Origin of the sequence: Flavobacterium sp. 103 (assembly GCF_003096795.1) — a bacterium.
Lineage (GTDB): Bacteria > Bacteroidota > Bacteroidia > Flavobacteriales > Flavobacteriaceae > Flavobacterium.
In genome coordinates this window covers 122,585-143,101 of sequence record NZ_QENX01000001.1, presented here as the reverse complement: position 1 = coordinate 143,101, position 20,517 = coordinate 122,585, and the positions used below count along the sequence as shown (strand labels likewise).

At 34.1% G+C, this 20,517-nt stretch carries 18 protein-coding genes; 8 read left to right on the top strand and 10 right to left on the bottom strand.

The window, feature by feature from the left end; all coding sequences use genetic code 11:
* Window positions 1-54: 54 nt before the first annotated feature.
* From C8C85_RS00630 to C8C85_RS00620, 3 genes are all read left to right on the top strand, one after another.
* Window positions 55-1,167, top strand: a complete 1,113-nt coding sequence (locus tag C8C85_RS00630; RefSeq protein ID WP_116795341.1) for an ATP-binding protein — start codon at window positions 55-57, stop codon at window positions 1,165-1,167.
* A complete protein-coding gene (locus tag C8C85_RS00625; RefSeq protein WP_116795340.1) occupies window positions 1,160-1,846 on the top strand; it encodes a response regulator in 687 nt (228 codons plus the stop codon). The genes C8C85_RS00630 and C8C85_RS00625 overlap by 8 nt, the downstream gene beginning before the upstream one ends.
* Window positions 1,847-1,956: 110 nt before the next feature.
* Window positions 1,957-3,900: a KUP/HAK/KT family potassium transporter gene (locus C8C85_RS00620; protein ID WP_116795339.1), complete on the top strand. Its 1,944-nt coding sequence runs from the start codon at window positions 1,957-1,959 to the stop codon at window positions 3,898-3,900.
* Between the two features lie 226 nt (window positions 3,901-4,126).
* Here C8C85_RS00620 and C8C85_RS00615 read toward each other — a convergent pair whose 3' ends face one another.
* Together C8C85_RS00615 and C8C85_RS00610 are read right to left on the bottom strand one after the other, a co-directional pair.
* Entirely contained in the window at window positions 4,127-5,554 is a 1,428-nt protein-coding gene (locus tag C8C85_RS00615) for an L-serine ammonia-lyase (RefSeq protein WP_116795338.1), read from the bottom strand.
* Between the two features lie 213 nt (window positions 5,555-5,767).
* A complete protein-coding gene (locus C8C85_RS00610; RefSeq protein WP_243412020.1) occupies window positions 5,768-6,175 on the bottom strand; it encodes a hypothetical protein in 408 nt (135 codons plus the stop codon).
* Window positions 6,176-6,498: 323 nt separating this feature from the next.
* On the opposite strand from C8C85_RS00610, the gene C8C85_RS00605 reads away from it, so the two are divergent.
* Window positions 6,499-6,666: a hypothetical protein gene (locus tag C8C85_RS00605; RefSeq protein ID WP_116795336.1), complete on the top strand. Its 168-nt coding sequence runs from the start codon at window positions 6,499-6,501 to the stop codon at window positions 6,664-6,666.
* Window positions 6,667-6,739: 73 nt separating this feature from the next.
* On the opposite strand, the gene C8C85_RS00600 is transcribed toward C8C85_RS00605, so the two are convergent.
* Window positions 6,740-9,181, bottom strand: coding sequence for an outer membrane beta-barrel family protein (locus C8C85_RS00600; RefSeq protein ID WP_116795335.1), 2,442 nt, complete (start codon window positions 9,179-9,181; stop codon window positions 6,740-6,742).
* 82 nt (window positions 9,182-9,263) lie between these two features.
* Window positions 9,264-9,605: an arsenate reductase (glutaredoxin) gene (gene arsC / locus C8C85_RS00595; RefSeq protein WP_116795334.1), complete on the bottom strand. Its 342-nt coding sequence runs from the start codon at window positions 9,603-9,605 to the stop codon at window positions 9,264-9,266.
* 106 nt (window positions 9,606-9,711) lie between these two features.
* Between arsC and C8C85_RS00590 the strand changes: the two genes are divergently transcribed.
* Window positions 9,712-10,629: a CPBP family intramembrane glutamic endopeptidase gene (locus tag C8C85_RS00590; RefSeq protein ID WP_116795333.1), complete on the top strand. Its 918-nt coding sequence runs from the start codon at window positions 9,712-9,714 to the stop codon at window positions 10,627-10,629.
* A gap of 36 nt (window positions 10,630-10,665) precedes the next feature.
* Window positions 10,666-11,718 carry an AMP-binding protein gene (locus tag C8C85_RS00585; protein ID WP_116795332.1) on the top strand — a complete coding sequence of 351 codons (1,053 nt, stop codon included), beginning with the start codon at window positions 10,666-10,668 and terminating at the stop codon, window positions 11,716-11,718.
* A gap of 81 nt (window positions 11,719-11,799) precedes the next feature.
* Here C8C85_RS00585 and C8C85_RS00580 read toward each other — a convergent pair whose 3' ends face one another.
* From C8C85_RS00580 to glgP, 3 genes are all read right to left on the bottom strand, one after another.
* Window positions 11,800-12,231, bottom strand: coding sequence for a DoxX family protein (locus tag C8C85_RS00580; protein ID WP_116795331.1), 432 nt, complete (start codon window positions 12,229-12,231; stop codon window positions 11,800-11,802).
* Between the two features lie 273 nt (window positions 12,232-12,504).
* Window positions 12,505-14,133, bottom strand: coding sequence for an acyl-CoA carboxylase subunit beta (locus C8C85_RS00575; RefSeq protein ID WP_116795330.1), 1,629 nt, complete (start codon window positions 14,131-14,133; stop codon window positions 12,505-12,507).
* Between the two features lie 185 nt (window positions 14,134-14,318).
* Window positions 14,319-15,983: an alpha-glucan family phosphorylase gene (glgP, locus tag C8C85_RS00570; protein WP_116795329.1), complete on the bottom strand. Its 1,665-nt coding sequence runs from the start codon at window positions 15,981-15,983 to the stop codon at window positions 14,319-14,321.
* 324 nt (window positions 15,984-16,307) lie between these two features.
* On the opposite strand from glgP, the gene C8C85_RS00565 reads away from it, so the two are divergent.
* Complete coding sequence (locus C8C85_RS00565; protein ID WP_243412018.1) at window positions 16,308-17,210, top strand: phospholipase A; 903 nt, start codon at window positions 16,308-16,310, stop codon at window positions 17,208-17,210.
* 96 nt (window positions 17,211-17,306) lie between these two features.
* Here the strand turns inward: C8C85_RS00565 and prfB are convergent.
* A protein-coding gene (gene prfB / locus C8C85_RS00560; protein WP_116795328.1) for a peptide chain release factor 2 occupies window positions 17,307-18,405 on the bottom strand; the annotation gives its coding sequence in 2 pieces (ribosomal slippage) (window positions 17,307-18,341 and window positions 18,343-18,405; 1,098 coding nt in all).
* 175 nt (window positions 18,406-18,580) lie between these two features.
* Between prfB and C8C85_RS00555 the strand changes: the two genes are divergently transcribed.
* A complete protein-coding gene (locus C8C85_RS00555; protein WP_116795327.1) occupies window positions 18,581-19,606 on the top strand; it encodes a threonine aldolase family protein in 1,026 nt (341 codons plus the stop codon).
* Here the strand turns inward: C8C85_RS00555 and C8C85_RS00550 are convergent.
* Window positions 19,603-20,040 (bottom strand): GNAT family N-acetyltransferase, encoded by a 438-nt coding sequence (locus C8C85_RS00550; RefSeq protein WP_116795326.1) that lies wholly within the window; start codon window positions 20,038-20,040, stop codon window positions 19,603-19,605. The two genes, C8C85_RS00555 and C8C85_RS00550, sit on opposite strands and share 4 nt — an antisense overlap.
* Before the next feature lie 92 nt (window positions 20,041-20,132).
* Window positions 20,133-20,453, bottom strand: coding sequence for a YbaB/EbfC family nucleoid-associated protein (locus C8C85_RS00545; RefSeq protein ID WP_116795325.1), 321 nt, complete (start codon window positions 20,451-20,453; stop codon window positions 20,133-20,135).
* Between the last annotated feature and the right edge of the window lie 64 nt (window positions 20,454-20,517).

Genomic DNA, 20,517 nt, shown 5'->3' with positions numbered 1-20,517 from the left:
TAAAATACTTACATCATATCCTTTAACTTTGTATTAACAAATAAAGACTAGGGTATGAGTAGTATTTTGGATCAAATCAAAATAAAAAATCAATATTTAGTAAGCATACTATCTATTGGTATAGTAGCTTCACTGTGTTTATTTACCCGAGATTATTTAGATTATAAAATTGTAGGTTATATTTTATTGGTTGTAGTTTCAATATTGTCAATGTTTTTGTCAATTTTACCACTACTCCTTAGTGCTGTTTTATGTGCATTGATATTGAATTTTTTCTTCATTCAGCCCTATTATACTTTTCATATTAGTGATGCCGAAGATTCTTTGTTATTGGTGCTATTCTTCATTATTGCTCTAGTAAATGCGGTTTTGACTAATAAAATCAGAAGAGCAGAAAAAATATTACAGGTAAAGGAAGTTAGGGTTAATACTATGAAACTTTACAACGCCTTACTTGATTCTTTATCCCACGAATTGAGAACACCTATTTCTACAATAATGGGAGCTATAGATACTATTCAAAGCAAATCAGTGCATATTTCTGAAGAAAATAAAGAAAATTTATATGCAGAAATAGAGAAAGCATCTTTGAGATTGAATCATCAGGTCGAAAATTTACTGAATATGTCCCGATTAGAGTCGGGGGTTATTGAAGCTAAAATGGATTGGTGCGATCTAGAAGAATTGATTTATAATGTCTTGGATCATTTAAAGGATGACCTGCAATTTCATAAAGTAGTCGTAAAAACAGACGAAAATTTGCCGCTTTTTAAATTGGATTATGGCTTGATGCAACAGATTATTTTTAATTTGGTTTTTAATGCATCACAATATACACCCAAAGGAGCAAAAATAGAAATTAAAGTATCCTATAATGTGGATGTTGATTTTGAATACAATCCCGATAAATTATACCCTTGTGTAATCACAATTGCAGATGATGGCATTGGTTTTCCAGAAAATGAAATAGACAAAGTGTTTGATAAGTTTTATCGTCTTCAAAATTCCAAAACCGGTGGAACAGGTCTTGGTTTGTCTATCGTGAAAGGATTTGTCGAAGCACAACACGGAAAAGTAACACTCGAAAACAGAGAAGAGGGAGGTTCAGTTTTTACACTAAATTTTCAAACTTTAACTATGAATACCAAAGAAATTTCAAATGAATAATAGTGCTCAAATATTAGTCATTGATGATGAAATTCAAATTAGAAAACTACTTGAAATCACGTTGAATTCAAATGACTATAGAACAATTTTTGCCGTCAATGCAAAAGAAGGATTGTCTATGGTAGCAAATCATCAGCCGGATTTGGTTATTCTTGATTTAGGTTTGCCTGATGAAGACGGACAAGTTGTTTTGAAACGATTACGCGAATGGTATAACAATCCAATTATTATTTTAACGGTGAAAAGTGCCGAAGAAGAGATTGTAAAAGCGCTTGATAATGGAGCCAATGATTATTTGACTAAACCGTTTCGTACACAAGAATTACTAGCTAGAATTCGAACTGCTTTGCGAAATTCGGTTACCGATGAAAAGGAACCTATAATTGAGTTTGGTTCGGTTTCAATTGATTTGGCTTCTCGAATTGTGAGGTTGAATAATGAAATTTTGAAACTCACAACGACTGAATATAATTTACTTTCTATTTTTATAAAAAATGAGGGACGAGTATTAACCCATCAATATTTATTGAAACAGGTTTGGGGAAACAGCTATGCCGATCAAACGCAATACTTGCGTGTCTTTGTTGCGCAACTTCGAAAGAAAATTGAAGAAGACCCCAATCATCCTAAATTTATTATCACAGAATCCGGTGTAGGATACCGGTTTAACACTAGTTAAAATCAATTAAAATATTCAAAAAAAGAATAAAACTTGAAGTGTGCAAGCATCTCATATAGGGCTTTTTGTGCTCTAAAAAAATGAATTAAAAGAATATAAATTAAAACAAAATGAATAAATCAACGGTTCAAAAAGTAACAGCAGCTTCCCTTTTGGTGGCGCTCGGAATTATTTACGGAGATATAGGAACCAGTCCGTTATATGTTATGAAAGCCATTATAGGGCAAAGAGAAATATCGAAATTATTGGTTTATGGAGGGATTTCGTGTATATTTTGGACACTTACTTTTCAAACAACTTTCAAATATGTATTACTGACACTTTCAGCAGATAATCACGGTGAAGGTGGAGTTTTCTCGCTTTATGCTTTGGTTAAACGATTTGGAAAAGGAAAATTAATAATCCCAACCATTTTGGGTGCTACCACACTTTTGGCAGACGGAATTATTACGCCTCCTATTTCTGTGACTTCAGCTGTTGAAGGATTAGGCGATATAGTTCCAAATATTCCAATTCTACCAATTGTTATTGTTATTATTTCAGGATTGTTCTTTTTTCAGCGTTTTGGAACTCAAAAAGTGGGCTTCTTTTTTGGACCGGCAATGGTAGTTTGGTTTTCGATGCTTTTTGTTTTAGGATTTGTTCAGATATTAGATCATCCAGCAATCTTGACGGCATTGAATCCTTTGTATGCTTATGAATTATTGGTTGAATATCCACACGGGTTTTGGTTGCTAGGAGCTGTTTTCCTTTGTACCACTGGAGCCGAAGCTTTATATTCGGATCTGGGGCATTGCGGAAAGAGCAATATTAGAACCACTTGGGTTTTTGTGAAAATTGCATTAGTTGTTAATTATTTGGGGCAAGCGTCTTGGTTAATGAATCAAAGTAATCATTTCTTGGTTGGGAAAAATCCTTTTTATGCAATTATGCCACATTGGTTCATTTTATCTGGTGTTATTATTTCGACTTTTGCGGCAATTATTGCTTCTCAAGCATTGATAAGTGGTTCGTTTACTTTAATCAACGAAGCGGTTTCCCTTAATTTTTGGCCACGTGTAACTATGAAAAACCCGACCAATTTGAAAGGGCAAATCTATATTCCTTCGGTGAATACTATTTTATGGGTCGGATGTATTTTGATGGTTTTGTATTTTAGAACCTCTTCAAATATGGAAGCGGCTTATGGATTTTCGATTACTATTGCCATGTTAATGACCACGGTTCTTCTTAATTATTATTTGATTTATATTAAAAAATTAAACAGAATTCTTATTGGTGTAATCATTGCAATTTTTGTAGCCATTGAAATTGCTTTTTTTGTTGCAAATATTATTAAGATCAAAGAACGTTGGATGTTTTTGTTCTTCGAGCTTTTTATATTTATGACAATGTACGTTTGGTTCTTTTCCAGAAAAATCAATAATAAATTTGTGAAATTCACCAATTTGACTGAGTATACCGCTAAGTTGGAGGAATTGAGCAACGACATTACAATTCCGAAGTATTCTACGCATTTAATTTATTTATCAAAAGCGGACAGAAATTATGAAATTGAAGAAAAAATATTAAATTCCATTTTTTCTAAAAAACCAAAAAGGGCTGATGTGTATTGGTTTTTTCATATTAACAGAACCAATTCACCTTTTGATTTGAATTATGAAGTTATAGAGTTATTGGATGATAAAGTAATCAAAATTGTCTTGAATATTGGTTTCAGAATTCAACCAAAAGTGGAATTGTATTTTAAAAGAATAGTTCAAAATCTAGTTGATAATAAAGAACTGAATTTGCATATTCGTGCCGATGGTTCAACAAAATACAATGCTGAACCTGATTTTAAATTTGTTATAATTGAAAAATTCCTATCTGTCGAAAATGAATTTGCCGTAAGAGATGGACTTTTATTGAATTCCTATTATATATTAAAAAACATGTCACTATCGGATACTAGAGCTTTTGGACTTGACAAAAGTGACGTGGTAATTGAGGAAATTCCTATTGTCTATCAACCAATTTCTAATTTAGAACTGGAAAGGAAAGTGATTAGCTAGCAGTTTTCAGGTAGCAAAAGGTAGTTTGCTGTCTGCAGTAAGCAGTTTTTAAAAAATTTTTTGAAGGCATATTTCGGTTTGCAGTAATCAAAAAAAAGATTTCAGATTAGAAGAATAACCTTCTTGTTCTGAAATCTTTTTTTATTCTTCTATTTTGGTATTCTAAAATCTGCCTTCTGCTATCTTAGTTCTGCTATCTGAAACCTGAAATCTGCCTTCTAAAACTCTAACAATCTGCCATATTCACGGCAATTGCCAGTCCGCCTTCGGAGGTTTCTTTGTATTTGGAGTTCATGTCTTTGGCGGTTTGCCACATGGTGTCGATTACTTTATCCAGAGATACTTTGGCGTTTTTGGCATCGGTTTCAAGGGCAAGTTCGGCGGCATTAATTGCTTTTATGGCACCCATGGTATTTCTTTCGATGCAAGGAATTTGCACCAAACCGCCAATTGGATCGCATGTTAAACCCAAGTGATGCTCCATGGCAATTTCGGCAGCCATTAATACTTGATCTGGAGTTCCTCCCATCAATTCGCATAAAGCACCCGCAGCCATAGCGCTTGAAACACCAATCTCGGCTTGACATCCACCCATTGCTGCAGAAATTGTTGAGCCTTTCTTGAAAATACTGCCTATTTCCCCAGCGACCATTAGAAATTGTTTGATTTCTTTTTCCCCGGCTTGATGGTTTTCAATAACCAAATAGTACATTAAAACGGAAGGAATTACTCCGGCACTTCCGTTTGTTGGAGCAGTTACTACTCGTCCTAAAGCTGCATTTACTTCGTTTACCGCCAATGCAAAACAGCTTACCCATTTTAGAATCTGACGAAATTTAACTTCGGTTTTTCTAATTTCTTCCAGCCATTCTTGAGGATTGGTGTAATTTGCCAAACCAATCAAATTTTGATGCATGTCAAAAGCGCGCCTACGCACATGTAAACCGCCTGGAAGTATGCCTTCGGAATGACAACCGATATACATGCATTCCAACATAGTATTCCAAATGCGCATTAATTCATGGTGAATCTCTGCCTCGGGACGCATTGATTTTTCGTTATCGTAAACGATTTCGGAAATTAATTTATTTTCTTTTGTGCAATAGGCTAAAAGCTCTGTGGCTTTATTGATAGGGAAGGGGAATGCACATTTTATAGCAATTTTCTTTTGGGCATTTTCACGTTCTTCTTTGACAACAAATCCTCCTCCTATAGAATAAAAGGTGGAACTGTATTCGGTTTCATCACTGAAATAAGCTGTAAAAGTTAATCCATTGGCGTGGAAAGGAAGAAAGTTTTTATTGAAAACAATGTCTTGAAGAAAATAAAAAGGAATTTGGATTTGGTTTCCCAAATGGATTTCGTTTTTAGCTTCAATCGATTTGATAATTCCGTCAATATCTTGGATAGGGATGTATTCCGGATCCTGACCGCTTAGTCCGAGCATAATGGCCAAATCAGTTGCATGTCCTTTTCCTGTTAATGAAAGAGAACCGTATAAATCAACTTTTACTCTTTTTACCGCATTGATGTCATATTCACTTCTCAGTTCGTTTAAGAAACGTTCAGCCGCACGCCAAGGGCCAAGTGTATGTGAACTTGATGGTCCAACACCAATTTTCAGCATATCAAAAACTGAGATACATTCTTCCATAAAAGTTTAATTTTTTTGATGAACAAATATAATTATTAATTGAACTATAATAGAAAAATTTAGATCTAAAAATGATAATTTGATAATATTGTTACGAAATGAGGCTGATACTTTGATGGATTCTTAAAACGGATAAGTATAAGTGATGATTTTTTGTATCTTCTTTTGAATATGAATTATTCTATACTTATGAGTTGGAATTGTTTCAAAGAATTAATTTTTTGAAACAGCGTAATACTCATGGTTGTATTTACCAGCAACACAAAAAGCACCACTAATTAATACTAGATTTTTGATAATGTATTGACCTACCAAAGTTGGACAGTACGGAAAGGAATCAAAACATATTTTAGGCAATATAAAAAGCGGAAAAAACGTAGCAGCCATATGAAACAGCAAAATTATAATGGTAAAGGGAATTAATTTTTTGAATAAAAAACCTACCCCTATGCATACTTCAACAAACCCTAATGACGGAATAAAAATTTCGGGTTTAAACCAAAAAACAGTTTGTTCCACTAGTTCACCAGCGGGGCTCATTCCTATTAATTTTAATGTTCCAAACCATATGTAGACAATTGCTAACGCATATCTCATGAAATCGACACTGTGTTTTTCCATTTTTTTGCTAATTTGAAAATAGAATGAATGGAATGTTTTATTCATAGGGATTTTTTAAAAATTATTACTCTTTTGGAAAAGCAACAGTACGTAAAATAAATTAAAAAAATGAAATAAACCGTCTATTTTTTGTAATTATTGATGTTTATTTTGTTAAAAAGTAATTAATTTTTTGAATGTCAAGCGGTAAGACCGTTTTGTTTGTTTCTAATTTTTGTTGGCCTAAAATAATTTTAAAATTACGTTATAGTTTTTACCGATTTTATTGGTGCGAAAAGATTTAAAACTTATATTTGTCGCTACATTCAAAAATTCCGGAAAACATGTTTGAATTTCATCAGTATTTAGGCTTTTTACTTTTCTTAACCATCCTTACAATGGGATTTTGGTTAATGTTTTTCCTAGTTGGTTTCGTATCCTATTGGGTAGGTGGAGCAACTTGGGAAGCTTATAAAGAAAAGAAAGCAAAACAAAAAGAAGAAGAAGCTTAGTCTTATTTTTACTTTACAAAAAAAAAAGGATTCGTAATTACGAATCCTTTTTTTATTATATCTGGTCTGAAGATTATCCTGGGAAATCAGCATCTCCACCACCTTCATTTTTAGGTTGTGTCTTTTCTTTATCACTTTTAGATTTGTTGAAACGATAGGTGAATGATAAATTGAATTGACGTTTACGAAATTGCATTTCACCATACGATGTTTGGTTTTCAAGATACGTATACGATCTCATTATTCTAGTGTTGAAAATATCACTAATATTGAACGCTAATGTTGCTTTGTCTTTCATTAGATCTTTGCTGAAAGCAGTGTTCATGCTAAACTGATCTAAGTTTTTTCCTTGTGCCGTTTTTTGTTCACCGTTGTAGGTAGCATTCAATTGCCAGTCTATTTTGTATGGTAATGTAAGTTTTGAATTCACTCTTGCAAACCAAGTATTAGCTTGGTTGTCAAGATTTTGTACTATAAGATTACCGTTTGTATCCGTATAGCTGTGATCTCCAGTTGTTTTTACATTATACAAATTGAAATTACTGTTTATTCGCCATATTTTGAATGGGTTGTAATTTAAAGTAAACTCAAAACCGAATTTTTGTTCTTTTCCTAAGTTAATAGGTTGACTTTTAATAACTGGAATTCCATTTACTTCATCGCCCGTTGGAGATCTCACAAAGCTGAAAACATCTTTTGTGTTTTCAAAATAAGCAGATGTATTAAAAGTTACTTTGTCCCAACGCTTGATATATCCAATATCAAATTTGTCAGTTAGGGAAGGATCTAGATCAGGATTTCCTTGAAAAATATTAACATTACTTGAATAGTTTACAGCAGGGTTCATGAAACGTCCTCTTGGTCTTGTTAAACGTTTGCTGTAGCTTGTAGTGAAGTTACTTTGATCTGAAATTTGATAACTGATAAAAGCACTTGGAAACAAGTTGTTGTATTTTTTAGTGTTAAAATCGTTGGTGTCTAATAAGTTTACATGAACATTAGTGTCTTCCCAACGTAAACCAAATAAATAAGAAAATTTATTTTTTTTGAAACCATACTGTGTATAAACAGCATTGATGTTTTCTTTGTATTCTAAAGTATTTGATAAATTATCTATTCTTACTCCTTGATCGTCAAGAACATAATATTCGTTGTTTAAATCGCCAAAATTACCTTTATATCCAGCTTCAAACTGACTTCCTTCCCCTAGCGGTAGTACATAATCAGCCTGAAATTGTGCTTGTTTTTGAACTTGATTATTTAAGGTATTGTTATAATTGTTAGAACCGGTAATAATACTTTGGCTATCATCAGTATTTCTTGAAACAGAAGCATCAACAGTAAGTTTGTGTCCTTTGTCGTTGAAGTTTTTGATTAAGTTTGAAGTATATGAGACGTTTTCACTACCAGTATCTCCATTGTTCAGTCGGTAAGTTGAAGCTGTGAAAATATGAGCTGCATCATAGTTGTTGTAGTTGATTAAATCTTTGTCATCGCCAGTGTTTTTTTCGTAATTGATTGCATTTGTCCAATAAGTATTTGGCGCCACGGTCCATTCAACACCAGCTCTTCCATTAAAACCATCTCTGGTTCTCTTTGTATCACGATCTTCATCTAAATAGTTTTTGATAGAACCGTCTTCATTGAAATATTCTGAGTAAGTTTTACCACCACCTTCATTAGTTCTGTGATTGTAGCCTGCAGTAGTGAAGTAGTTTAATTTTTCTGTTTTATAATTCACATTGGCGCTTAAACCATAAGTCTCAGGAATACCTGTTGACGCTATAATAGTTCCGTTAAAGCCTTGGTTTTTTCCTTTTTTAAGGATGATATTGATTATTCCAGAACCACCTTCTGCATCATATCGGGCTGATGGATTAGTGATAACTTCAACTTTATCAATGGCATCAGCAGGAAGTTGTCTTAAAGCTTCTGCAATATTTACAGCGTAGGACGGTCTTCCATCAATTAAAATTCGGACATTATCACTTCCTCTCAAGCTTACATTTCCTTCGGTATCAACAGAAACAGAAGGAACATTGTCTAAAACGTCGCTTACAGTTCCACCTTTTACCATCATATCCTGGCCAACGTTGTACACCTTTTTGTCCAGTTTTATTTCAACAGATGATTTTTCAGCACGAACAACTACTTCGTTCAGTTGTGAAGCATCATCTTCAAGTGCAATGGTACCCAGTGAAGTTTTTTCGGTTATGTTTTTTCCTTTTATCTCGATTGATTTAAACGAAATGAATTCGACAGTAATATCATAAATTCCTGGAACAACATCGGCTTGAAATTCCCCTTTGTTGTTTGTAATTCCTCCAGAAAGAGCTTTAGGATTTTTTTGATTTTTTAAAGTGACAGTAGCGAATTCTAAGGGTTGGTTGCTTTTTTTGTCTACAATTTTTCCAGTCACTTTGATTTTGCTAACTGTTGGAGGCCCCTGTTGAGCAAAGTTGGTTAGTCCTAAAAATAGAAATAATAGAACTACTGTAAATTTGAAATTTTTCATTTAATAATAAATAAGATTTCTCTATTGGATAGAGAAAGCAATAAAAGGTTTAAAGATGATTTTCCTAAAATTATGTTAATGTCTATATGAATGGAATTACCTTCTCCAGATCGCGACCGATGATTGCTTTATCTCCATTAACTACGATTGGTCTTTCAATAAGAATAGGATTCTCAACCATCGCTTGAATTATTTCATTTTCAGTCAATGTTTTTGCTTTGAAATTTTCTATCCAGATAGCTTCTTTTTGACGTACTAATTCTATTGGTGTTAAATTTAGTTTTTGAAGTAGCGTGGTCAATTCAGCTGCGCTTGGTGGAGTGTTGAGATAATTGATGATTTCAATTTCTTTATTGGATTCTTTCAAAAGGAGTAAACAGTTTCTTGATTTTCCGCAACGTTGATTGTGGTATATTTGTATCATTTTTGTAGGTAAGATTTGGTTTATACTAAAATAAAAAACTACTTTAGTTCGAGCAAAAATAAGATTTGAAATGCCATTTTAATTAAAATTATAGAAAAAATAACAAATGTTTATAGAACAAGGAATTGACGGAAATAATAAATTTTGGAAATATATCTTAGGCTCAATGTTTATAATTGGGGCTTCTTTTGTGGGGCAGTTGCCAATGTTAGCATTGCTATTGTTTCAAACATCTTTTAGAGGAAAAGTTTATCCAACCACCGATGATGAATTAATGCATTTTTTTGAGCCAAATTTGAATCTGTTTTTACTGCTCATTTCGTTTGTGTTTACTTTGGGCGGAATTTATTTTGTTGTTCGTTTTTTACATAAGCAAAAATTTATTTCTATTGTTACGGGCAGGAAAAAAATAGATTGGAAAAGAGTGTTTTTCTCTTTTTTTGTATGGTCGCTATTTACGATAATTTCAACACTGCTGATGTGTTATTTCAATCCAGCGGATTTTAAAATCAATTTTCAACTTATTCCTTTCTTGATTTTGGTCGTGATTGCCACTCTTTTGGTACCAATTCAAACCAGTGTAGAAGAATTAGTCTTTCGTGGTTATTTAATGCAAGGATTTGCCAATTTATCGAGAAATAAATGGTTTCCGTTATTGATGACATCCAGTATTTTTGGATTAATGCATTTTTTTAATCCTGAAGTAGCCAAGATGGGGAATATAATTATGATTTACTATATTGGTACAGGCCTTTTGTTAGGGATAATAACTTTAATGGATGACGGAATGGAATTGGCTTTGGGTTTTCATGCTGCAAATAATTTAATTGGAGCATTATTGGTAACCTCAGATTGGTCTGCTTTTCAAACTTACTCTATTTTTAAAGATGTCTCAGAACCCAAGGCTGGACTTGATATTATCTTCCCTGTTGTTGTTATTTATCCTCTACTTTTGCTTATATTTGGCTTAAAATACAATTGGTCTGGTTGGAAAGAAAAACTAACGGGAAGTATTGTAAAATAGTCTAAATTAAATACCCAAAAAATCAAAACAACCATTATGGATAATACAGTAACATACAAGAATGTGCACAACCATTTTAAATTAAATGGATTTCATTTGACAAAAGAAGATTTATGCAGAATAGCTTATAGTTTTATAAAAGAAGGAGAAGATTTTGAGCAGTCGGTTGGTGATTTTTTATTGGACTGGTTTGATGACAAACCATATATCGATATGTACACTTCAGGAACAACAGGAAATCCTAAATCCATTAGGATTGAGAAAGATGCAATGGTTAAATCAGCTATAGCAACTGGAGATTTTTTTGATCTTCAACCTGGGAATAGAGTTTTGCATTGTTTGCCTGCTAATTATGTTGCGGGCAAAATGATGTTTGTCCGTTCTTTTATCTTAGGTTTGGATATGGATTTTGTGCCGCCAAGCTCTCATCCTTTAGAACATAATGATCAAAAGTATGATTTTGCTGCTATGGTGCCGCTCCAAGCCAAGAATTCAATTGACAAATTATCGAATATTAAGAAGATAATAATTGGTGGAGTAAAAATTCATAAATCATTAGAACAGGAATTGATTAAATTACCAGTCGATATTTATGAAACCTATGGAATGACAGAAACAATTACGCATATTGCTGCCAAGAAAGTTGGAGTGGAAGCTTTTACCACATTGCCGCATGTAACAGTTTCTGTTAACGAGAATCAATGTTTGGAAATTGTGGCCAAAAATATTGGAAACGAAAAAATTGTTACCAATGATATCGTAAAATTGATTTCGGATAATCAGTTTATCTGGTTGGGACGTTTTGATAACGTAATCAATAGTGGAGGAATAAAAATTATGCCCGAGCAAGTGGAGGCTAAATTATCTACGCTAATACCAAGACGCTATTTTGTGAATGGAGAGCCAGATGAAACTTTGGGAGAAAAAGTTGTTCTTTATGTTGAAGGTTCACCAATGGATATTGACCATTCTGTATTTGATGTTTTGGATAAATATGAAAAACCGAAAGAAATTGTTTTTATTCCTAAATTTAAAGAAACGGCTACCGGTAAAATTATGAGAGAAGAAAGCAAAAATATAACTGTGTAAAGAAAAACTAATAGATACAAAACAAAAAAGAGAGGATGGTTATTCCTCTCTTTTTTGTTTTGATATAAATTTTTGTTCGGATCATTTTTGCATTTTAAAAAAATAGTCCGCCGAGTTTTTTCCGCTACCGTAGATTAGAAAAAAGATACATATTGCTAGTGTTAGTACTGCTAATAGTAAATTTTGGTGATGCATATGTCCCATAAAGTTAATAATAATGGCACAAATTAAAATAGGTAATTGTGATATAATGGCCCAGCGTGTCAATAGACCAAAGAAAATTAAAATACCACCAACTAAATGTGCGGGTGCTATATAATGAATTAGAAACATACCGCCACCAATATGGTCTATTTTATCTATTGGTGATAATAAATCAGCTAAATATTGGATGTTTGAAAAAAAATAGACTCCTTTTATAAATAAAAAAACACCAAGAGCCATTCGTAATAAATCAACAGGTAAATAAGTATGTGCATTTGCCCACTTATTTAAGGTTTTTACATTGTTCATAATGCCTTAAGTTTTAAATTAGTTATACTAAGTTACTAATAATTAATGATATATAGATATTTTTTTATGCTATTTATTGACAATATCTCTTTTATTTGATATTGTAATTATAGTATTAATAAAAGTCTATTGATGAAAATATTCTACTTGATTGTTTGCTGTTCTTTAAAGGAGATTTATTTTAGGTCTTGTATTATCAATTGGATGTTTTTTTTTTAACAAAAAAAAACTCCCGATAAGTCAGGAGTTTTATAAAGCGTAATTAGTTTAAGATTAAACCTGAATCACTCCCAAATTAAATTTCTTTTCAATAGGTGAGTGGTTAGCAGCTTCGATACCCATAGAGATCCAAGTTCTGGTTTCTAGCGGGTCAATAATGGCGTCTGTCCACAAATGTGCTGCAGCATAATATGGTGAAACTTGTTCGTCATAACGGGCCTTTATTTTGGCAAATAATTCGGCTTCTTTGGCTTCGTCCACAATCTCACCTTTTCCTTTTAGAGAAGAAGCTTCGATTTGTGCCAATACTTTTGCGGCTTGTGTGCCTCCCATAACAGCGAGTTCGGCACTTGGCCAAGCAAAGATTAATCGCGGGTCAAATGCTTTTCCACACATCGCGTAATTTCCTGCGCCATATGAATTCCCAACTACGACCGTGAATTTTGGTACCACCGAATTGGAAACGGCATTTACCATTTTGGCACCGTCTTTTATGATTCCACCATGCTCAGATTTGGAACCTACCATAAAACCAGTCACATCCTGAACAAAAACCAATGGAATTTTCTTTTGGTTGCAATTTGCAATAAAACGGGTGGCTTTATCGGCCGAATCCGAATAGATGACACCGCCAAATTGCATTTCGCCTTTGGTTGTTTTAACCACTTTTCTTTGATTGGCGACTATTCCCACAGCCCAACCGTCAATTCTCGCATAGCCCGTAATTAGCGATTGACCGTATCCTTCTTTGTAAGCTTCAAATTCAGAATTATCTACCAATCGATTGATGATTTCCATCATATCGTATTGCTCATTTCTGGCTTTTGGCAAAATACCGTAGATTTCTTTTTCGTCTAAAGCAGGTCTTTCTGCTTTGATACGATTGAATCCTGCTTTGTCAAAATCACCAATTTTATCGACTATGTTTTTTATTTTGTCTAACGCATCTTTGTCGTCTTTTGCTTTGTAATCCGTCACTCCTGAAATCTCACAATGTGTTGTTGCTCCACCCAAGGTTTCATTATCGATACTTTCGCCAATGGCAGCTTTTACCAAATAACTTCCTGCCAAGAAAATACTTCCCGTTTTATCAACAATTAGAGCTTCATCACTCATAATGGGAAGGTAGGCACCACCTGCAACACAACTGCCCATTACGGCTGCAATTTGTGTAATTCCCATACTGCTCATTATGGCGTTGTTCCTAAAAATACGACCAAAATGTTCCTTGTCTGGGAAAATTTCGTCTTGCAATGGCAAATAAACACCAGCACTATCAACCAAATAGATGATTGGTAAACGATTTTCCATCGCGATTTCCTGTGCTCTTAGGTTTTTCTTTGCAGTAATAGGAAACCAGGCACCTGCTTTTACGGTAGCATCATTGGCTACAACGATGCATTGCTTTCCTTTGATGTATCCTATTTTTACAATTACACCTCCCGATGGGCATCCTCCATGTTCAACGTACATTTTTTTTCCAGCGAAAGCACCAATCTCAATAGATTTTGCGTTCTCGTCTAACAAATAATCAATACGTTCCCGAGCTGTCATTTTGCCTTCGGCATGAAGTTTTTCGATTCGTTTTTCGCCACCACCAAGTTTGACTTTGGCAAATTTTTGTCTGAGTTCAGACAGTAAAAGTTTATTGTGATCTTCGTTTTTATTGAAGTTTAAATCCATAGGTGTAAAATGTATTTTTTGTAACGAGTGCTAATTTACGAAAACGATTGAATTTTTTTAATTTATATAGATAATTTTAAATTTTTAGCAATTTAATGTTCTTTAAAATCATATAAAAATAAAAACCTCGCTATTTTTCCAGATAACGAGGTTTAGTATTTAACTTTAATTCCAAAATTATGGATTTAGTTATACATTTTGGTGTAATATTCATCGACCATTCGGGCAGAATCAAAAAAGGGTACAATTTGTTTCATGCTAGTTTCTACCAGATCCCACCATTCTTCGGGAGTGTCGTAATACAAAGGCAGAATTTCGTCTTCCAGCATTCGGTATAAATTGTCTAAATCCATTTGGTCTTGTTGATATGTAGGTAAATTGTGATCGACAATTGGTAATACAAATGAATTTTTGGTTTCATTTAAATCTTTGAATTCACGAACCCATCCGTCATTGGTCGAAAAATTAATAGAACCATTCATAGCGGCAGTTACTCCCGATGTTCCAGAAGCTTCTCTGGTTACTCTTGGATTGTTTAACCAAACATCGGATCCTTTTTTTAATTGGCGGGATAATTTTAATTCATGACCGATAAGTACTGCCATACTTTTGAATTCTTTACTGATGTGCGAAAGATTGTCAAAATTGTGAATGGCTCCATAGTCAGTAGGGTATGGTTTTCCTGCAAAAATAATTTGAATTGGTCTTTTGGTGTCTGTCATTAGACTTCTGAATTTTTCAATATTTCTAGTAATTAAATCTGGTCTTTTGTAATCGGCAAATCGTCTTGCCCATACAATAGTAAGAACTTCAGGATCAAATATTTTTCCAGTTTGATCGGCAACGACTTCAAAAAGTTTAGTTTTTAGTCTCTTTTTTCGATTGATTAATTCTTCTCGGTCTTTACTGGCATGGGCATCGTCCAGCCAAGGATCTACCCAGTATTTTTTATTTTGGGCATTGGTAATATGTGTTATTGGGCAAATTCCACTGAAATCTTTCCACATGTCTCTAGAAACTTCGCCATGTAATTTTGACACTCCATTTGCTTTGTGGCTCAATCGTAATGCTACGAGTGAATGATTGAAAGTATTATCATGGATACCAGTTATTTCTCTAACGGTTTCCAATGGTATGCCGTCGAAGAAACTTAAGTTTTCCAGTAAATAAATATCGTGTTTCTCATTTCCGGCTTCTTCGGGAGTGTGGGTGGTAAAAACCATTTTTTCTCTAATTTTCTCAACGCTTTTATATTTGTTGTACAAATGAAAAACAGAAGAAACGGCATGCGCTTCATTTAAATGATAAATATCCGGCTCGTAGTCCAAGGCGTCCAGTAATTTGGCTCCACCGAGTCCTAGAACCATTGTTTGGGCTATTTTGGCACTTGGATCTGAATCGTATAGCCTGAATGTTGTTGATTTGGCTAGATAATCATTTTCAGGTAAATCTGTGGAAAGAAAAAACATGGGTACAGTTCCAAAGATTTCCGGTTTTAAGAAATAAGCTCTAATCCAAACATCGTGATTGTTTATTTTTATGGTGAATCGTATGTTGGTATCTTCAAGAAAACTGTAGTTTTTCTCTCTGAAAAGCGCACCCATAGAAAGATCTTCTTTTAGGTATTGGTCATAATATCCTTTTTTCCATAAAATTCCGATTCCGATCAAGTTTTGTTTCAAATCATATGCAGAACGCATGTGTGATCCTGCCAAAAAACCTAATCCTCCAGAATAGATTTTGAGACATTGGTCAATGGCAAATTCCATAGAAAAATAAACTGCCGATTTTTTGTATTTTTTATCAAATGCGTATGGATGTCTGTATTTTTCGGGTAAACTCTTACTCATATTGTGTAGGTATTTAAAGTTTGATACCTAACAAATTTAAATAATTTGTTTTTGAAATTGTGCTTTTGGATGTTATATATTATGCTTGTATGGTGTTATTTATCAGTTTCTTGAGCGATATCGTTTTAGAGATAGTTATTGTAAAATTTGAAACGGATTTTAAATCTAAAGAGCTTATTTATATCTTGAATTTTTAAATTATTCTTAATTGCTTTTTATGAATTAAAATGGCTTAAACTAAAACGTGAATTATATAAGCTTTAGAACTAAATATATAACAGTAAGTCTTTTTTCGGATTCTACCTTTGAATAAAATTCAAAGCTGTGTTAAAAACATTCTCATTCATTTTATTTTTCCTTTCTATTTTTTCATCAAATGCTCAGGTTCAAGCTTTATTCAATGATAAAGTTGAACTCAAAACCATGGTTGCCCGTTGGGAATTAGATTCAACCGCGGCAAGAGGGACTTTTTTGGTTACTCCCTACAAAGCAATTTATGTTTTACCTTTTGTGTGGACGAGTAATCCAAATGAGCAACCCCATTCTGGAAATCCTTCACCAGAATATATCCCGCCAGCGAAGGTTGATTATGATGTTGTCGAAATGAAATTTCAGTTGAGTTTTAAAACTAAAATTTTGCAGGGATTTTTATGGGGACATGCAGATTTGTGGGTGGCTTATACCCAAATATCGCATTGGCAAATATATAATACAGAATTATCACGCCCATTCAGAGAAATTAATTACGAACCCGAAATCATTCTTAATTTTCCTGTTAAGTTTAATGTATTTGGGTTTAAAACCCGAATGATTGGGGTTTCATTTGATCACGAGTCAAACGGAAAAAGTTATCCCAATACCAGAAGTTGGAATAGGGTTATTATGATGACTGGTTTTGAGCGGAAAAATTGGAATATTTACATCAGGCCTTGGTATGTAATTCCAGAATCAAAAGGTGATAATCCCGATATATCAAATTATATTGGTAATGCAGATGTGAATATTATTTATACAAAAAATAAAAGTGTTCTTACTTTTATCGGAAGTCATAATTTTAGTTTTGATGGAAAAATGAGAGGAAGTTCTACTTTTTCATGGGCTTATCCCATAAAAGGAAATCTTAGGGGATATTTGCAGGTTTCTCACGGTTATGGAAATTCACTGATTGATTATAATCACGATCAAACTACTGTAGGAGTTGGGGTTTCATTGATTGAATGGCAGTAGGGTATTGACTCTTTTAGAGTTCATTATAAAGACAAAATAAAAATGCCTTTCAATATTTTGAAAGGCATTTTTTGGTATAAGATTGTTTGTTAAGTACTATTCCTCTTCACGCTGTCCCATCATCATCAGGTAGGCTTTTAGGAATCCGTCGATGTTTCCGTTCATAACGCTGTCAACGTCGCTGGTTTCATGTCCAGTTCTTACGTCTTTTACCAGTTTATATGGTTGCATTACGTAATTACGTATTTGTGATCCCCATTCGATTTTCATTTTTCCGGCTTCAATATCGCTGCGTTGCTCTTGTTGTTTTTTAAGCTCAATTTCATATAATTGAGAACGCAACATTTGCATAGCACGAGTTCGGTTGTCGTGTTGTGAACGCGTTTCTGAACACTGTATCTGAATTCCCGTTGGCTTGTGTGTCAATTGCACTTTGGTTTCAACCTTGTTTACGTTTTGACCTCCGGCACCACTTGAACGGGCAGTTACGATTTCGATATCGGCTGGGTTGATTTCAATTTCGATGGTGTCATCAACAAGCGGATAAACATAAACCGAAGCAAATGATGTATGCCTTTTGGCGTTACTGTCGAAAGGAGAAATACGTACCAATCGGTGAACACCGTTTTCGCCTTTAAGGTATCCAAAAGAATAGTCACCTTCAATTTCAAGTGTTACGGTTTTTATGCCCGCAGCATCGCCTTTTTGAAAATTCAGTTCCCTGATTTTGTAACCTTCTTTTTCGGCCCACATCATGTACATACGCATGAGCATTTCGGCCCAATCACAACTTTCGGTACCACCCGCTCCGGCCGTAATTTGAAGTACAGCACTCAAAGAATCACCTTCTTCCGAAAGCATATTTTTGAATTCTATAGCTTCAATATGTGCTTGAGTTGAATTGTACTGATCGTCTAATTCTTCGGGAGTTAGCTCTCCTTCTTTGTAAAAATCATAAGCAAGTTGCAACTCGTCTGTCATCTCGACAGCTTTGTTGTAATCTTCAATCCATTTTTTTTTGCTCCGAAGGTTTTTTACAAGAATCTCGGCTTCTTTGGCGTTGTTCCAAAAGTCGGGAGCAAAGGTTTTTTCTTCTTCGTTGGCAATTTCGATAAGCTTGGCATCAACGTCAAAGATACCTCCTCAACGCACCAAGGCGTTCCACAATACCTTTTATTTGTTCGGTAGTTGTCATAAATTATAGTAGTTTTGTGTCGAAAATTATTGGGTTAGCAGTATTAGCCCTGATAGCAGTGGAAATCCTTTTCTATTTTTTCTTAAAAAATAGAAAAGATTGCAACGAATAGCAGGATTAGCTCCTAATAATTTTACTAGTTTTGAATGCAAAAATAGGATATAGTTTTTAGATTATGGAAATAAATTTGATTAGCGATACGATTACCAAACCATCGGTGGAAATGTTGCAATACATGTTTAACGCTCAAGTGGGGGATGATGTGTACAAGCAAGATCCAACTGTTATTGCACTTGAAGCGAGATTGGCGGGGATGTTTGGTATGGAGGCGGGACTTTTTTTTCCGTCAGGGACTATGGCAAATCAAACTGCGATTAAATTGCATACGCAGCCTGGGGAGCAATTGATTGCCGATAAATATGCCCACGTGTATCATTATGAAGGTGGCGGTGTTTCGTTTAACAGCGGAGTTTCTTGCTGTTTGCTGGATGGAGATAGAGGAATGATTACGGCCGAGCAAGTAGCCGGAGCGATAAATGACCCTGAGTTTTACCATAGCCCGTTGACGAGTTTGGTTTGTGTGGAAAATACGACGAATAAAGGGGGAGGAGCTTGTTATGAGTTGGAAGAATTAAAGAAAATAAAAGCAGTTTGTGATGCTAATAATTTAAAATTCCATTTGGATGGCGCCCGAATTTGGAATGCTGTGGTTGCCAAAAAACAGCACCCAAGAGAGTTTGGGGCATTGTTTGATACGATTTCAGTTTGTTTATCGAAAGGATTGGGAGCGCCAATTGGTTCGGTGCTTTTGGCTGATAAAGCAACTATTCATAGAGCATTGCGTATTCGAAAAATATTGGGTGGTGGTATGCGTCAAGTGGGATATCTTGCGGCTGCAGGGAATTTTGCATTGGATAATAATATTGCCAAATTAGTAGATGATCACAGAAGAGCCAGAGAAATTGCTGAAGTTTTGTCACGCCAACTATGGATAGGTAAAATAGAGCCAGTAGAAACTAATATTCTGATTTTTGCGCTTCGTGAAGGCTTAAATGAAAAAGTTTTTATCGAGAAATTAAAAGAGAAAAATATTTTGATTAGCGCCTTGGGACACGGAAAACTGCGAATTGTGACGCATCTTGATTACAAAGAAGTGATGCATACTTATGTTTTGGAAACATTGCAGAAGATTACTCTTTAAGACGTTTTCATAAAATACGAATATTCATTTTCATCATATATTGCAAAGCCTAGATTCTTATAAAGAGTTTGGGCTTTGTTTATTTTAAGAACACTAAGTTTTACTGGGATTTTCTTTGTGGATGATTCTTGGAGAATGGATTTTATTATTTGTCTTCCAATACCTTTGTTTTGATAATTTGGGGCAACTTGAATTTGATGGATTTCAATTTCGGTGTTGCTTTCGGAAACTTTTAGAAGTCCGATTTTTTGCTCGTTTAACAGAATTATTTTGGCGTGTTCAAAATGATGGTTTATTCGACTTAAAAGATTCTCTTTGTTTACTTTCTTTCCAGCTTTAATGTAGTGTTCTACCATTGTCTCTTTGCGAAGCCAAAGGAGAAATTCAAGATCTTCCTTGGTTGCCTTTTTGAAAGTTAACGCTTCTTGATTCATGAGAGTAGAAAGGTTTGTTTTAAGTTTCAGGTTTCAAGTTTCACGTTTGGAACATGAAACTTGAAACATGTTTTTAACCTGAAACAAAATATTTATTTAAACATATCTTCCATTCCTGGAATCATTGGCATATCCATTTTTGCAACGGCATCTAATTCTGATTGGTTGATTTTTGCTGCTTTTTCTATCGCTTTATTCAGTACCAAAATCAAGTAATCTTCCAGTTGTTCTTTGTCTTCCAATAGTGAATCATCGATGGCGATTGATTTAATTTTGGTATTGGCGGTCAAAGTGACTTTCAATAAGTTGTCGCTACTTTGTTCGTCAATTAGTACGGTGTCTAAACGTTTTTTAGTATCTTCGATTTTTTGTTGGGTTTCTCTAAGTTTACCCATCATTCCCATTAAATCCATTTTGGTGATTTTTAAATTATTGAAGGACAAAATTACTGAATTAGATTTTTATATACGTTAAATA

Bases quoted from the DNA above. Each gene is read 5' to 3' on its own strand.
- C8C85_RS00630 (WP_116795341.1), top strand. From the start codon at position 55: ATGAGTAGTATTTTGGATCAAATCAAAATAAAAAATCAATATTTAGTA.
- C8C85_RS00625 (WP_116795340.1), top strand. From the start codon at position 1,160: ATGAATAATAGTGCTCAAATATTAGTCATTGATGATGAAATTCAAATT.
- C8C85_RS00620 (WP_116795339.1), top strand. From the start codon at position 1,957: ATGAATAAATCAACGGTTCAAAAAGTAACAGCAGCTTCCCTTTTGGTG.
- C8C85_RS00615 (WP_116795338.1), bottom strand. From the start codon at position 5,554: ATGGAAGAATGTATCTCAGTTTTTGATATGCTGAAAATTGGTGTTGGA.
- C8C85_RS00610 (WP_243412020.1), bottom strand. From the start codon at position 6,175: ATGGAAAAACACAGTGTCGATTTCATGAGATATGCGTTAGCAATTGTC.
- C8C85_RS00605 (WP_116795336.1), top strand. From the start codon at position 6,499: ATGTTTGAATTTCATCAGTATTTAGGCTTTTTACTTTTCTTAACCATC.
- C8C85_RS00600 (WP_116795335.1), bottom strand. From the start codon at position 9,181: ATGAAAAATTTCAAATTTACAGTAGTTCTATTATTTCTATTTTTAGGA.
- arsC (WP_116795334.1), bottom strand. From the start codon at position 9,605: ATGATACAAATATACCACAATCAACGTTGCGGAAAATCAAGAAACTGT.
- C8C85_RS00590 (WP_116795333.1), top strand. From the start codon at position 9,712: ATGTTTATAGAACAAGGAATTGACGGAAATAATAAATTTTGGAAATAT.
- C8C85_RS00585 (WP_116795332.1), top strand. From the start codon at position 10,666: ATGGATAATACAGTAACATACAAGAATGTGCACAACCATTTTAAATTA.
- C8C85_RS00580 (WP_116795331.1), bottom strand. From the start codon at position 12,231: ATGAACAATGTAAAAACCTTAAATAAGTGGGCAAATGCACATACTTAT.
- C8C85_RS00575 (WP_116795330.1), bottom strand. From the start codon at position 14,133: ATGGATTTAAACTTCAATAAAAACGAAGATCACAATAAACTTTTACTG.
- glgP (WP_116795329.1), bottom strand. From the start codon at position 15,983: ATGAGTAAGAGTTTACCCGAAAAATACAGACATCCATACGCATTTGAT.
- C8C85_RS00555 (WP_116795327.1), top strand. From the start codon at position 18,581: ATGGAAATAAATTTGATTAGCGATACGATTACCAAACCATCGGTGGAA.
- C8C85_RS00550 (WP_116795326.1), bottom strand. From the start codon at position 20,040: ATGAATCAAGAAGCGTTAACTTTCAAAAAGGCAACCAAGGAAGATCTT.
- C8C85_RS00545 (WP_116795325.1), bottom strand. From the start codon at position 20,453: ATGGATTTAATGGGAATGATGGGTAAACTTAGAGAAACCCAACAAAAA.